Genomic DNA, 13,300 nt, shown 5'->3' on the forward strand with positions numbered 1-13,300 from the left:
GCCAGCAGTTCCGCCATCTGAAAGGGCTTGGACACATAGTCGTCGGCCCCGCCATCCAGGCCGCGCAGGCGATCATCCAGACCATCGCGAGCCGTGATGATGAGCAGGGGAACCGGGTTGTCCTTGGCTCGGATGCTGGCCAGCACCTCCAGCCCATCCTTTCCGGGCAGACCGAGGTCGAGTAGCACCAGGTCGTAATGCTGGCAGCCCAGCGTGGTGAGCGCCGTCTGCCCGTCCTTCACCCAGTCGGCGGCGTAGGACGCATCCTTCAATGCGCCCTGGATCGCGTCACCGATCATGGGATCGTCTTCGACCAGCAATACCCGCACTCACCCTCCCTTCAATTGTTGTTCAATGCGCCGTCCTGGCGGCTCGCTGCCTGAACAGCAGGATTGCCACCACTATGAAGGTGAGCAGCGCGGCCGACGCTGAATAGCGGCTCAGCGCCAAGCCGCCCGCGCTCACCGGCTTGTCCAGAAAATCGCCGACCACGGCACCTAGCGGACGCGTCAGGATGAACGCCGCCCAGAACAGCAGCGTGCGGGACACGCTCGTCCAGTAGTAGGCTGCCACGACCAGCGCGAGCAGCCCGCCGAACACGACGGCCGCACCCGTGTATCCCAGGCCCGCCGTATCAGCCGTCCAGTCGCCCAGCGCGGTGCCCAGCGTCTGGGAGAACATAATCGTCAACCAGTAAAAGGCTTCCGCCTTGGGCGAGCTGACCGTGCTTACCGACACGGAGCCAAGGGTGCGATGCCAGACGAAGAGAGAGCCAAGCAGCAAGGCCAGCAGCAAGCTCGAACCGCCAGCGTACCCGATTCCGAGCGATCGGTCCGCGAAATCGGCAGCGTCGTGCCGACCGTGGTTGTCGCGATGATGGTCGTCCAGTACAGGAAGGGGTGGAAGTCCTTGGCCTTGACCTGCGCGACCACGGCAGCCAGGAAGATCGCCGCGAAGATGGCTGTACCGACCAGGTAGCCCAGGTTCATGGACATCGAAACCGCATCACCGCCAGTTTCACCGAGCGTCGTGGCGGCAATCTTGAGCCAGAGCCCAGCGTAACTTCGGGCACCTTGGCCAAAGCGTGTTCAGTGGATGTTTTCATGGGCGCGCTCACTTTCCTTCGAGCGTGTTAAAGGTTTTCAGCAGGGCATCCATCGCAGCCTTGCAGTCAGCCTGGCTTGGCGTGTCTGCGCGAAGCGTCGCAAGCGACTTGTCGATGGCCTTGTCGAGCAGATGCCAGTCATCTGCCGCGCGCGGTTTGAGTCCGGCTTCGGCCGAATCCCATGCGACTTCCAAGTCCTTGATGCGTGACTTGGCAGCAGGCAGATCGCCCTTGTCAACGATGGCGGCGACATCAGTGGCGATGCTGCGGAAGGCCGACAGGTCGCCCAGCTTGGATGCAGTTTTGACTTGCAAGGCCGAGACAGTCTGGGCCGGTGTAGTTGATGCCGAGCTTGCGTTGTTCTGATCGGCAGATTTGGAACAACCAGCCGCGAGGGCCAAGAGCACGGCGGCCGAAATAGCCGCAACAGAGCGAGCGATTGAGTGCTGTATGAACATGTTTTTCTCCTTGTGTAGAGCGAAGAGGGTTATTCGACGAGCTGGGCCGAGCGGCGTCCATTCATGCCGATCTGCGCGACGGCCACCAGCATGACGATCACCGTGAGGAACAAGGCGCTTGTCCACATGGCACCCATGCCAAGGCCACCATAAGTCTTGGCCTGCGTCAGCAAGTCGCCGAGTGCGGCCCCGAAGGGGCGGGTCAAGATGTAGGGATCCAGAAGGTCAGAACGGCGTTGCCGCCCATGCGCCAGGCGGTATAGGTGATGCCAATCAGCACACCGAACGCCACCGCGCCCCAGGTAAAGCCCAAGCCCAATGCCTCGGTCGCCAAATCGCCAGCAGCCGTGGCCCAGCGCGAACGTGCAGAGGATGGCAGCCCAATAGAACAGCTCCCGGCTGCGCGTCACAATGTCGTGAATGGACAGGGTGCGCTCGATCCGATACCAGACGAAGAAGATCGCGGCGAGCGCAACGGCGAACGCCGAGGTGCTGATGTACAGGCTGACGCCAAGGCCATCGTCAGCAGATCGGTGATCTGGGTGCCGACCACGCTGACCAGTACCAACCGTCAGCCAGTAAATCCAAGGGGTATAGCGTCGGGTGCGCAACTGCATGAACAAGGCGGCCGCCAACAGGGCAGCCATGACGGTTCGAGTCACGCCTTGCCCCCACCCTGCGTTGACCGCCAGGAAATCGGCTCCCGTCTCGCCCACCGTGGTGGACATGATCTTGATGATCCAGAACGACAGCGCGACTTCCGGGACTTTATTGAGCCAGCCAGTGGTGCTGCTCGTGGGCAATTTGTTCATGGTGTTCTCCTGCCGGGGGTGAAATGGTTTGCCAGCAGTTTGAACATGCTGACTTAGCCCGCCCATAGGCTCACTCGCGCACCCATCCAAGCGCGATCAACCCGCTGAAAAGCCGCCGATGGATTCCGGTGGAAAGTTGATAACTTGGCAATAGATACCAGTGTGCTTCACGTAACGTCAGCCAGGCACAGATTGCAGCAACGGCGATGGCCCGAGCATGTCGAATGGGAAGTGCACTCCAAGGTAGATGCGCGCCCAGGCAATGGGAACGCCCAGCAAAGCCAAAGTCACGCCTGCAATTCGTGGGCCTCGTTGCAGCGCGAGGCTGAAGGCAACCGCCCACCACAGCGTCAGGTGATCGCTTGGGAAAGACGAATCGGCAACATGAGGGATGAGGGTGTGACCCAGGCCGATCATGAAAGGTCGAGGATGCAACCAAGCCAGGCCGATGATCTGGTTGATGAGCAGGCCCAGCAATCCCGATGCGCTAGCAACGAGCATCGTCTTGCGGGTAGGCTCGCCGCCGCGAAGCCAGCCGATGCCGATCAGGAGTGGAACCGCCCAGATGAGCTGTTCGGCAAAGAAGGTGGCCAACGTCAGAGCCAAAGCACTGGGATGCTCCGGTGCGTTGAGCCAGAGAAAAAATGTATGGTTGAGTGATTCCATGAGGTCTCCGGGCCGGATCGCCTCCGAGGGAAACGATCCGGCCATACTGTCGGGAGTCAGTCCCGCTTGTCGTGGTCATCATCGTGATCCGCCTTGTCCTCGGCAGACGAGATGACCGTGCCCTTGTCGGCATCGACCCGGACATCGAAGACCTTGGCCCCGCTGACGACTTCCACGTCGTAGACCCAGCCTTGCTTCGAGTTCTCGTACTCGGCGCGTGACGCCTTGCCATTGGCGTGCTGCTCGGCGACGGTGACCGCCTGTGTGAGGGGAATCTTGGCCTTGCTGATTGCCAGGGCGTCGTTTTCCATACCGCCATTGGCGGCGTAGGCGACCGCGCCGGTTGCAGCGATGGCGACGGCCAGAAGGGAAAGTTTGGTGTAGCGGTACATGATGCTTCTCCAGAAGAGTGCAGGGATTTGCACAGTGGAGAAGGTACGCAGGCAGACTTAGCTCGCACTGAGCCGGGAAGTTTTCGCTCTCGCCGATGTAGTGTTATCGACTTCTAATAATTGGTGCAGTCGTCTTCTGAAAATGACAGATAAATCGCATGACGGCCTTTTTGGCCGGGGGTAGCATGACCGGACACTTTGCGTATACCCAAAATGACCGGAGGAACCCATGACCAGCCGCAACGGCTACTTCCCAGGCATGTCATTTTCAGAAGGCGACTGCACGGAATGTCAGGAGTCGGCTGCACGGCCTGTCGGGGCTATTTTTTGCGGGAGCGTTCCATGTGCAGAACAGCGTCAAGCAATGCCATTGAATCGCAGGTGTCGGATGCGTAGACCGTGCGCGTCCTTGGGTCATACGACACCATGACGAACGGGTCTGAGGTACGTTCCGTGCTCCGGGGCGCTTGACGCTTGGAGCGGTAGGTTCTGCATACCTCCCTCTTGACCTTGCCCCTGTTTGCTGGAGTTCTTAGCCCACGGATTACGCGGCCTTTTTACGCTGTGCCTCGTACCAGCGTTGCTCATATTGCATCGGGCTGAGGTATCCCAGCGTCGAATGCAATCGTCGGTGATTGTAGAAAGCCATCCAGTCCAGCACCGCGTCCATGGCCTCACGCCGGGTAGCGAACTTCCTGCCGTACAGGCTGGCCGTTTTCAATCTGCCCCAGAAGCTTTCGGTCGGTGCATTGTCCCAGCAGTTACCCTTCCTGCTCATCGATGAGCGCATCTCCCAGACACGTAGCGTGTCCTGGAATTCGTGGCTGCAATATTGACTGCCACGGTCGCTGTGGAAGATGAGGCCAGCCTCAGGGCGGCGCCGGAACCACGCCATGGTGAGCGCATCCTTGACTAGACTGGCTTGCATATGGGCTTGCATGCTCCAGCCCACCACCTGACGGCTGAACAAATCAATGACGCCCGCCAGGTACAACCACCCCTCGTCGGTAGCGATGTAGGTGATGTCGCCACTCCACAACCGGTTGGGCGCCTCGGGATTGAAGCGCCGCTGCACGAGGTCGGGCGCCACCGGCAGACTGTGCCGGCTATCCGTGGTCACCACGAATTTGCGCTTGGTCTTGGCTTTGATGCCGTGCTGCTGCATCAGGTGACGTACCCGCTCTTTACCGACACGAATCCCGCGTGCAAGCAGCTCCTTGTGCATACGCGGCCAGCCGTACTCCTGCTTGACCTCTATGTGAATTGCACGCATGTGGGCCAGTAAGGCTTCGTCGCTATGGCGGCCAGCAGGCCCTGGGCGAGCAGCGTCACGGCGGCGCTGCCAGACAAAATAGCCACTGGCGCTGACCTCCAGCACTTCGCAGGAGATGCTCACTGGATACTGGTTTCTCATTTGGTAAATCCAGGCGTACCTCGCAGCGTGTCCTGCGCGAAGTACGCCGCGGCTTTTTTTGCGATGTCTCGCTCCATTCGAAGCCTGGCAACCTCAGCACGCAGGCGCGCCAGCTCCATTTGCTCAGGCGTGACGGATGCAGGTCTGTCTCCTACACCGCCCACATCACCCTTGGCGCCGCGGCGTACCCAGTTGCTCAGGCTGGCCTTGGGGATACCCAATACCTTGGCTGTGGCAGCAATGGATTGCCCACCCTTGACCTGACGCACCGCCTCCAATTTGTATTCCCGCGTGTACTGCGCTCGAACTTGCTTGTCTGACATTTCTTGACTCCTTGGTCGTATTTTGAACAAGGCTCAAGAACTCCACTTTCCGGGGGCAAGGTCATCTTTTCGGCAAGCTGCTGGCCGATCTTCTTCCAGTCAAAGAGATAGTCGGGATACAACCGGCGCATGTCTCGCTTGTCCTGCGGCTCAAGCGTGTAATTGCGAATCCGCATGATGTTGTAATTGCTCCTGCCGACTTTGACCGTGAGATAGCAAAAGCCCTTTCTGGTCGTGACGAAGGCACTGCTTTGCTTGCGGCTCATGGTTGCTCGCTCCCGCCTTGCAGCGCGGCGTATAGGGCCGTCTTGCTCACCTTGAGCCGTGTAGCAGCCTCCCGGACGTTCAGCCCGTTGGCAATATGCTCCTGCGCCCGCTGCAACTTGTCGGCAGTGACAACCGGCTTGCGCCCGCCCTTGCGCCCGCGAGCGGCGGCAGCGGTCAGCCCGGCCTTGGTGCGCTCACGGATCAAGTCGCGCTCGAACTGGCCCAGCGCGCCGAACACGTGGAAGATGAGCCGCCCGCCCGGTGTGGTGGTGTCAATGCTTTCTGTCAGCGACCGGAAGCCGACGCCACGCGCTTCCAGCGCGCCGATTGTCTCGATGAGGTGTGGCATCGAGCGCCCGAGCCGATCCAGCCGCCAGACGGCCAGCACGTCGCCGTCGCGCAGATAGGCCAGCGCGGCGGCCAAGCCGGGCCTGTCGGCCTTGGCCCCGGAAGCCGTGTCCTCAAAGACGCGCTCGCAGCCCGCCTTGCGCAGTGCATCCGTCTGCAAGGCGGTGTCCTGTTCAGCCGTCGATACCCGCGCATAGCCGATGAGTGCCATTACCGCCCCTTTTGTCCGTTTTTCCGTCCGCCTATCATAATGTCCGACAACCCGTTATTCAAGCGCATTGCCGGACAGTGACCGGCTTGGCCGACTAATGATCGTTTGACGGACAAGGCGGCGCATGTGCCGCCATCCCGGCGCAATGGAACAGCGAACCGACTTAAGCCGGAACCGCCGAAAATTCCGGCGCGATACCGAGTAAGCCGGAATCCCAGATTTTTCCGGCACCGGGTCAAATAACGCCAACGACCAACAGGAGCGCCCTATCTATTGCTTTCATTCGCTCATCGTCGAGGCGGCCAAACGGTTCACTGATTTTGGTGCGCGGTAGCGTCGAGAGCTTGTCCACCATAACTTGCGATAGTGCGCGCAGCCCGTTAGCTGGATTCGGTTCCACGGTGACGCGAAACGCGGCATTGCGCAGGTCGCTTGTCACTGGGCACAGCACAACGCTTTCCAAGTCGGTTAGTAGGTCTGATTGAACGATCAGGGCTGGTCGTGGTTTGCCGTAGTCACCCTGCAATGAAACCGTCACGAGGTCGCCTCGCTGCATCACTCCCAGCCCTCAACGTGCGATGCCGCCTCTTCGGTGAAGCGCAAAACCTCTGCTTCTGCTGGGTCGCCCTTCAGGCTTTGGCATTGCTTGCGCACTTGCGCCGTGAACTCAGGCGAACGGGTGTCCGGCACCCAAAACTGCACAGGCCGCAGCCCCGCCGCGCGCATCCGTTCGCGGTGTCGGGCTACCTTTGATTCGTGAATTGATGGCATGGTGCTCTCCATTGGTTGCATGTATGGTTACATGATACTGCGCATGAAACCATAGCGCAAGCCAAGCCGTTCCGCAACGTCGTGCAGGGAAGTTCTGCGCAATTTCCGCCCTTCTTGGAGTTTCGTGCATAGGACTGCTGACACGACCCGGTCAGAAGTCGGCTGCACACGGGGCGGCCAGCCTCATGAACTGGTGCAGACGTCTTCTGAAAATGACAAGGCAAGACCAAGGCGAAGCGCAGCGCGATCATCACGCCGCGCACCGCCCAGGAAACACAGATTGCGGCCATGCCGCGCCAGTCACGCGCAGCGCGCCAGGCGCTCGCCAAGACGCCACCGCTGCGCGTCGGCGGCGATGGCCTGGTCGAAGGTGCCGACCGCATCATGCGGACGCCGACCGAGCACCAGGCCGCCGGCGTCGCTTTCAAGGTCGCGCGCATCTACTTGCGCGTCAGCACCGACGAGCAGGACTTGACCAGGCAGGCCGCCATCGTGGAGAGCACCAGGGCCGCCGGCTTCTACGTCGCCGGCATCTACCGCGAGAAGGCTTCGGGCGCTCGCGCCGATCGCGCCGAGCTGCTGCGCATGATCGGCGACCTGCAACCCGGTGAAGTCGTCGTTGCGGAGAAGATCGACCGCATCAGCCGCCTGCCGCTGCCCGAGGCCGAACGCCTCGTGGCCTCGATCCGCGCCCAGGGCGCGCGCCTGGCTGTCCCTGGCGTGGTCGATCTATCCGACCTGGCCGCCGAGGCGAAGGGCGTGGCAAAGGTGGTGCTGGAGTCGATCCAGGACATGCTTTTGAAGCTGGCGTTGCAGATGGCCCGCGACGACTACGAGGATCGCCGCGAGCGGCAGCGGCAGGGCGTCGAGCTGGCGAAGGACGCCGGCCGCTACACCGGCCGCAAGGCCAACACAAAGGTGCATGAACGCATCGTGGCGCTGCGCAGCGCAGGCCACAGCATTCCAGAGACGGCCAGGCTGGCCGGGTGCAGTGAAAGCCAGGTCAAGCGCGTATGGGCGCTGCACAACCAGGCGCAGGCGTGACCTACTCGGCCGCCTCCAGCTCGCGCAGGCATTCCATGATCGCCGCCCGCTCCAGCGGATCGAGCTTGGCGAGCTTCGCTTGCCAGCGGGCTTTCTTCCGCTTGATGCGCTCGCGCTCGCGGAAGTTGCTGCCGAGGTAGCGCAGATCGTGCAGCTCGGCCGGCTCGGGGTAGTTCATCCACAGCCGTTCGATAGCGATGCCGCCGCGCGTCATCGCGTTGAAGTCGATGGTTCTCCATGACGCCAAGGGAGAGCTGTCATAGATCGTTGAGCTGTAGCCCGACACCATCACCGCGCACGGCAAGCCGGCCAGCACGTCGAGCAGCCGCACGTGGTCGGCGTCGTCGTATTCGTGGCGGTATAGCTTGCCGCCGCGCCGGCTGTCCATCACGTAGGGCGGATCGGCGTAGACGAACTCGGAGCCGGTGAACTGGTGGGACTCCAGCCAGGCCACGGCGTCGCCGTGGTGCAGCTCCAGGCCGGGCACGTCGAGCTGCTGCCAGACCTCGATCACCTCGGGATCAACGTCGATGCCGACGCTGCGGGCAGCGGGCCGCTTGCGCTCCAGGATGTTGCCGCCGCCCAGGTGCGTTTCGATGTACGTGTCGTGAGGCGGGATGTTGTTGATGATCGTCTGGTAGACGCCGGCACCGCCCTTGCCGCCGGGGTATCTCATGGCCTTCTTCCTGGAGTAAATCGGGACTTGGCCAGCATCGTCAGAAATGGCGATGCTGTCAAGGGAAGCCGGCCGGGCCTGCATCGTCAGAGCCGACGATGCGAAGCTGCTGGAGCGTCCTGCAGCACCGCCAGGAATGGCGATGCCGGATCGCTCAGTAGGTGGGGATGTAGACCACCTCAATGTCCACGCGCTGGTTCTCGCGCCGGCCCTCGGCCGTCGAGTTGTCTGCCACGAAATCGGCGGCCGATGCGAAGTTCACCATGATCTTGAGCGGCGAGACGCCGCGCGCCACCAAGTACGACCTGGCCGAGAGCGCACGGCGTAGTGCAAGGGCCTCATCGGCCGCGCTGGGCCGTAGTGTGCTGGTGCGCCCGCTGATGTAGATGATCGCCGCATTCCTAGCGTCGGCCAGCAGCTCCAGGGCCTCTGGCGTCGGCTGGAATGTCGCGCTGCTGTCGGGGAAGGACACCGATACGCCGGACTTGATCGGCGTGCCGAAGTTGCCGGCGTCGCCGGCGGCCAGTGCGCTTTGCGCGCTGACCAGGAACGCCAGAGAGAGGGCCAGAAGAACGGGTTTTCGCATGGGGCAGGACTCCAATCAGAAGAACAGGTAGCCGGCCTTGCTCATGGGGATGCGGATCAACCAGAGCGAGGCCAGGTGCAGCGGGTAATAGGCGTAGAAGGCCCAGCGCAGGCGCGGCACGCGCACATCCACCCGCGAGGCCAGGAAGAGCACCGGCAGGGCTGCCAAGGCCCACAGGTTGCGATTGACGAACCACAGGGCCGCGCAGGCCAGCACCGCGACCGCCGCGGCGGCCCAGCTCGGCCGGCGCGTGTACGACCACACCGCCAGGCCGAAAGCCACGGCCGGCCACCAATATTCGACCGAGCTGCCGCCGACCAGGAACACCACGCCGGCGGCCGCCAGGTGCAGCTTGCCGCCACGTTCGACCAGGTAAGCCGTGGCCGTGACGACCAGCAGCGTGAACATCACGTTGAGCGGCCACCAACCGGCGTACAGGCCGCCGAGGGCCACGAAGGGCACGGAGGCCAGCGCGCCGAACATCGCCAGGCGCGACATGGTGCGGCCGTACACGCCGCGTTCGAGCGTGCCCGGCCGGGCCAGGTTGTAGGCCAGGACGAACACGAAAAGGGGGAGCGCCACGCGGCCGGCCTCGAACAGCACCGGCAGCGTCGCGTTGAACAGGTACTTGTTGACGTGATCGCCGGTCATGAGAACCAGTGCGAGCCACTTCAACGCTTCGACGGTTCCATCAGGAATCCGCAGGGCCTTCATCAGCGCCGGCCCCCGCGAATCGCGTAGGCGCGCAGCACCAGGAAGATGATGTAGAGCGCTGGCAGTGAGAGCACGAAGGCGATGGGCTTGCCGATCCACGCCGGCAGCGCCCACAGCAGAAGGCCCAAGGCGAAGATCGGGCCGAGGCCCAGCAGAAGCAAATCGAGCTGGTTCTTGGCCTGTCCTTCCGCCCACTTGCAATAGGCTTGAAGCAACCGGCCGACGCCCAGCGTGTACCGCATCATGAAGGCGTGGAATTTGTCCATGTTTAGCCGCTAAATCGGAAGAGCCGGCCTACTCGGCCGACCCCTCGCGTGAAGTGTTGAAAGACACCGTGCGGGGCACGTAGCCGGCCACCGACACGCTGCGAGCTGCTGCGGCCGCTGGGGCGGCCTGCTGGGGTGCTGGTGCCGGCCTGGCCGCCGGCGTCGCCCGCTGGGCCACCGTCGCGGGCTGGCTGGGCGTCGAGGGCGTGGCCCCGGCCTTCGTCACGTCAAGCGTGACGAACCGAGCTTCGAGCCAATCGGCCCACTTCGACGCCTTGCGCATCAAGTCGGCCCGGTACACCGCGTTGTACTGCGGCGTGCGCGAGTGGTAGTTCGCCGCCTTCGTCCAGAGGTCGCCCTTGTCGTTGCGGATGTGCATCCGCAGCCGCCAGGCGGCCAGGTCGAACGAGTAGCAGCCGGCAGCCGCCACATCGTTCGCCGTGATGCCGTATCGGGCCAGGTCGCCCAGGTACGCGGTGTTGAACTGCATCGGGCCAACGTCATGCGTGCCATTCGAGTTGCGCACCCACTGGCCCGGCTTGCCGCCCTCTTTCTCGGCGACGGCCAACACGATGTTGACCGGCACCTCGTACTTGACGGCGGCCGAGATCGAGCAGACGACGCGCTCCTGGAGCTGCGGCGGCAGATCGGCGAAGAACGGCATGCCCTCCCCTCCCTCAGTTCAGCCAGGACTGACGGCGGCGCTCTTCGTCCTCGCGCCGGATGCGTTCGTTGTACTCGGCCAAGGCGCGGTCATAGTCGCGCGCTTCGACCCAATACCCGCCCCGCTCTGGCGTCCCGACATAGCGCGGCAGCGTGCCGCTGCTGGCGAAGTCGGTGTAGGCGTGGCCGGTGTAGGCCCCGCAGTAGTCAGGCAACTGGTTGCTGATGTACGTGCGCCCATCGTCGTAGCCGCCCGTCCACATCACCAACGTCGAGTTCAGCGACTGCGCGTCGCAACGGCCAGCGCCGCGCGAGATCGCCGACACGAGCGACTGCATTTCCGGCGTCTGGCTCGCCACCGGGCAAAGCTGGAGGAAGTTCAGGCGGGCGCGGATCGTGTCCGACAGCTTGCGCTTCGTGATGTTGAAGTACCGCGACAGCGACGGCGTGCATTCGCTCGGGCGCGTGCCCGACGACAGGCACAGGATCGCCTCGCAGGCCAGGCGCGTGTCGCCGGTCAGCACGTCTTGCGCGCTGGCCGTGCCGGCGGTCGATCCGAGGGCTGCCACGAGGGCGGCCAGGGCAAACAGTTTCTTCTTCATGGTTGGACTCTCCTTGGTTACGCAGTTGTGCCGTCGCGGCCTTGCTCGCGGTTGGCGAACGCAGCTACTTCGGACTCGGGATCGGCATCGGCGGGGCCGCCTGCCAGGCTGTTGTCGCCGAAGCTCGGCGCGGGCTGCTGGTCGGGCACGTCGATGTTCTCGGCCGTGCCGCTTCCTTGCGCCTTGATCGCGGCGGCGATCTTTCCGCCAGTGGTGTCGGCGATCCGCTCGGCTGCGGCTTCGCGCAGGCTCGCGGCTTTGGCCTTGGCAACATCGGCGGTTCCCTTCGCCAAGTTCGCGCCGGCGTCGGCGGCGATGCGGCCGGCCGTGCCGAGGGCCGATGCGGCCGATGCGAGCAAGCCGGGGCCGGTGCTGCCCGGTGCGGCCTGCTGCCCTTGCCCTGCCCCGCCGGCGGGCTTGGGTTCGTTCTTGGCGGCCTTGTCGGCACTGCTGCCGGTGCTGGCCGTCGAGCTGCTGCCCTGGCCGCCGGCGTCGGCTTTGCCGCCGCCCTTATCGCCGCCCTTCGAGCTGCCCGAGCTGCTGCCGGTCGAGGGGCTGCCGCCACCCGACGAAGAGCCACCGCCGGAGCTGCCGCTAAAGCCCGCAGCCTGAGCGAAGGGCGTGCTGCCGGTGCCGGCGTCGCCGCCGCCGCCCGCACCGCCGCCCGAGCTGCCGCCGCCCGAGAAGGCCGACATAACGTCCGTGCCTGCCGACACGTTCTCATTGGCCTTCGAGAAGGCGGCCATGACGGCAGAGGCACCACCGGCGGCCGAGGCTGCGCCGGCGGCCAGAGCGGCGCCGCCGGTCGCGGCCGCTGCTGCTGCCATGCCTGCGGCACCCAACGCAGCGCCTGCACCGAACTGGCCGATGCCGGCACCGCCCACGCTCGCGCCGGTGATGATCCCGGCGATGAGCGGCGGAATCTTGTTGACCAACGCCAAGAGGATGATGACGACGATCAGCATCACGCCCATTTCCTTGAGGCTGATGCCGGCGCTCATGCGCGAGTAGTAGTCATCGAGGAAGGTCTTGCCGATGCCCACCAGGAGCACCATTGCGAAGAGCTGCGCGGCCACGCCCAGGACGACCTTGTAGTAGTTGATCGCCATGTCGGAAGTCCAGCGCGAACCACCGAAGCCGAGGAAGAACACGCCGCCGTAGGCGAGCACCCAGCCCGACGCGAGCAGCAGAAGCATATTCACACCGACCAGGGCCAGGATGACCAGGATCGCCACGGCCATGAGGATGCCGGCCATGCTGTCCACCGGCGACCACACCGAGGACTGATCCATCACCTTGTCGAAGATCGCAAAGCCCACGTCCACGATGCCCGAGGGCGACAGAGCATTGCCCAGGCCCGTCGCGTTGCCGGCGAGCTGCCGCAACGACGCATAGATGGACGAGGCGAAGTTAGGGCCGTTGGTCAGCGCCCACCAGAAGAAGCCGGTAAAGATCGTGAAGCGGACGAACTCCGCGAAGAACTCGCCAATGTCGGCCTTGCGCAAGGCCATCATGCCGAACGTCCAGACCATCGAGATCACAACCAGCGTCCAGAAGAGCCAGGTTGCGGCCGTGGTGATGACACCGGCCCAGCCGCTCGCGGCGGCCTGGTAGCGATCCAGCACGCTATCGAACACGCCGGCGTTGTCGATGGCCGCGTGGGCATCGACCGCGAAGAACGCCAGCCAGACGAACAGCGGCAGGGCGAGGGTTTTTAGATTGGCTGGCATTCTCATCGTCAGCACCTCACCATTCGCGTTTCGGGCTGGGCTTGAAATCCCCACCACGACGCAAGCACAGCGACGAAAAAGCCTGCTGGACGCCCTTGTCCTCGATCTTGGCGATGTTCTCGGGCTTGCAGTTCTCGTCGTTCACTTCCGGCATGGGGGCCGTGGCCGGCTTGTTGTCGCAGCCGGCGACCAAGGCCGCCACGAGGGCGGCCGAGGCCAAGGACAGAGCCTTGATTGCTTTCATGAATCCCC

16 protein-coding genes and 3 pseudogenes are annotated in these 13,300 nt (G+C 63.7%); 1 reads left to right on the forward strand and 18 read right to left on the reverse strand.

Features of this window, described 5'->3' with window-relative positions; translation table 11 throughout:
• The 10 genes and pseudogenes from RD110_RS26925 to RD110_RS26985 form a co-directional block, all read right to left on the reverse strand.
• Positions 1-329, reverse strand: a 329-nt coding sequence (locus RD110_RS26925) for a response regulator (RefSeq protein WP_157900425.1), incomplete at its 3' end; no start/stop codon positions are given.
• Between the two features lie 22 nt (positions 330-351).
• A pseudogene (locus RD110_RS26930) lies at positions 352-1,105 on the reverse strand (COG4705 family protein).
• A gap of 8 nt (positions 1,106-1,113) precedes the next feature.
• Positions 1,114-1,563, reverse strand: coding sequence for a hypothetical protein (locus RD110_RS26935; protein WP_076205818.1), 450 nt, complete (start codon positions 1,561-1,563; stop codon positions 1,114-1,116).
• Between the two features lie 29 nt (positions 1,564-1,592).
• Positions 1,593-2,375 (reverse strand): annotated as a pseudogene (locus RD110_RS26940) (COG4705 family protein).
• 70 nt (positions 2,376-2,445) lie between these two features.
• Positions 2,446-3,041: pseudogene (locus RD110_RS26945) on the reverse strand (undecaprenyl-diphosphatase).
• A 56-nt stretch (positions 3,042-3,097) separates the two neighbouring features.
• A complete protein-coding gene (locus tag RD110_RS26950) occupies positions 3,098-3,433 on the reverse strand; it encodes a PepSY domain-containing protein (protein WP_005797945.1) in 336 nt (111 codons plus the stop codon).
• 544 nt (positions 3,434-3,977) lie between these two features.
• Positions 3,978-5,170, reverse strand: a protein-coding gene (locus RD110_RS26960; protein WP_087748592.1) for an IS3 family transposase whose coding sequence is annotated in 2 segments (ribosomal slippage) — positions 3,978-4,909 and positions 4,909-5,170 — 1,194 coding nt in all. Because the reading frame shifts where the segments join, the coding sequence is not laid out codon by codon here.
• Positions 5,171-5,432: 262 nt separating this feature from the next.
• Positions 5,433-5,996, reverse strand: a complete 564-nt coding sequence (locus RD110_RS26975; protein ID WP_021561445.1) for a recombinase family protein — start codon at positions 5,994-5,996, stop codon at positions 5,433-5,435.
• Between the two features lie 235 nt (positions 5,997-6,231).
• Positions 6,232-6,552, reverse strand: a complete 321-nt coding sequence (locus RD110_RS26980) for a type II toxin-antitoxin system PemK/MazF family toxin (protein WP_021561444.1) — start codon at positions 6,550-6,552, stop codon at positions 6,232-6,234.
• Complete coding sequence (locus tag RD110_RS26985; protein WP_021561443.1) at positions 6,552-6,767, reverse strand: antitoxin MazE family protein; 216 nt, start codon at positions 6,765-6,767, stop codon at positions 6,552-6,554. Before RD110_RS26985 ends, RD110_RS26980 begins: the two co-directional genes overlap by 1 nt.
• 384 nt (positions 6,768-7,151) lie before the next feature.
• On the opposite strand from RD110_RS26985, the gene RD110_RS26990 reads away from it, so the two are divergent.
• On the forward strand, positions 7,152-7,811 hold the full coding sequence (locus RD110_RS26990; RefSeq protein ID WP_011178412.1) for a recombinase family protein: 660 nt from the start codon (positions 7,152-7,154) through the stop codon (positions 7,809-7,811).
• Position 7,812: 1 nt separating this feature from the next.
• Here the strand turns inward: RD110_RS26990 and RD110_RS26995 are convergent, their stop codons facing one another.
• The 8 genes from RD110_RS26995 to trbK all read right to left on the reverse strand — a co-directional run bounded on the left by RD110_RS26995 (position 7,813) and on the right by trbK (position 13,292).
• Positions 7,813-8,487, reverse strand: coding sequence for a DNA adenine methylase (locus RD110_RS26995; RefSeq protein ID WP_011178411.1), 675 nt, complete (start codon positions 8,485-8,487; stop codon positions 7,813-7,815).
• 154 nt (positions 8,488-8,641) lie between these two features.
• Positions 8,642-9,073 (reverse strand): OmpA family protein, encoded by a 432-nt coding sequence (locus RD110_RS27000; protein ID WP_001665065.1) that lies wholly within the window; start codon positions 9,071-9,073, stop codon positions 8,642-8,644.
• 15 nt (positions 9,074-9,088) lie between these two features.
• Positions 9,089-9,787 (reverse strand): TraX family protein, encoded by a 699-nt coding sequence (locus RD110_RS27005; protein WP_011114053.1) that lies wholly within the window; start codon positions 9,785-9,787, stop codon positions 9,089-9,091.
• Positions 9,787-10,053 (reverse strand): hypothetical protein, encoded by a 267-nt coding sequence (locus RD110_RS27010; RefSeq protein WP_010890140.1) that lies wholly within the window; start codon positions 10,051-10,053, stop codon positions 9,787-9,789. Before RD110_RS27010 ends, RD110_RS27005 begins: the two co-directional genes overlap by 1 nt.
• 28 nt (positions 10,054-10,081) lie before the next feature.
• Positions 10,082-10,717 carry a transglycosylase SLT domain-containing protein gene (locus RD110_RS27015; protein ID WP_011114052.1) on the reverse strand — a complete coding sequence of 212 codons (636 nt, stop codon included), beginning with the start codon at positions 10,715-10,717 and terminating at the stop codon, positions 10,082-10,084.
• A 13-nt stretch (positions 10,718-10,730) separates the two neighbouring features.
• Positions 10,731-11,318, reverse strand: coding sequence for a TrbM/KikA/MpfK family conjugal transfer protein (locus RD110_RS27020; RefSeq protein ID WP_010890138.1), 588 nt, complete (start codon positions 11,316-11,318; stop codon positions 10,731-10,733).
• Between the two features lie 17 nt (positions 11,319-11,335).
• Positions 11,336-13,054: a P-type conjugative transfer protein TrbL gene (gene trbL / locus RD110_RS27025; protein WP_011114051.1), complete on the reverse strand. Its 1,719-nt coding sequence runs from the start codon at positions 13,052-13,054 to the stop codon at positions 11,336-11,338.
• A 10-nt stretch (positions 13,055-13,064) separates the two neighbouring features.
• Positions 13,065-13,292, reverse strand: coding sequence for an entry exclusion lipoprotein TrbK (gene trbK / locus RD110_RS27030; RefSeq protein WP_000644148.1), 228 nt, complete (start codon positions 13,290-13,292; stop codon positions 13,065-13,067).
• Positions 13,293-13,300 lie beyond the last annotated feature (8 nt).

Origin of the sequence: Rhodoferax koreense, from assembly GCF_001955695.1 — a bacterium.
In the GTDB taxonomy this organism is placed as follows: Bacteria; Pseudomonadota; Gammaproteobacteria; order Burkholderiales; family Burkholderiaceae_C; genus Rhodoferax_B; species Rhodoferax_B koreensis.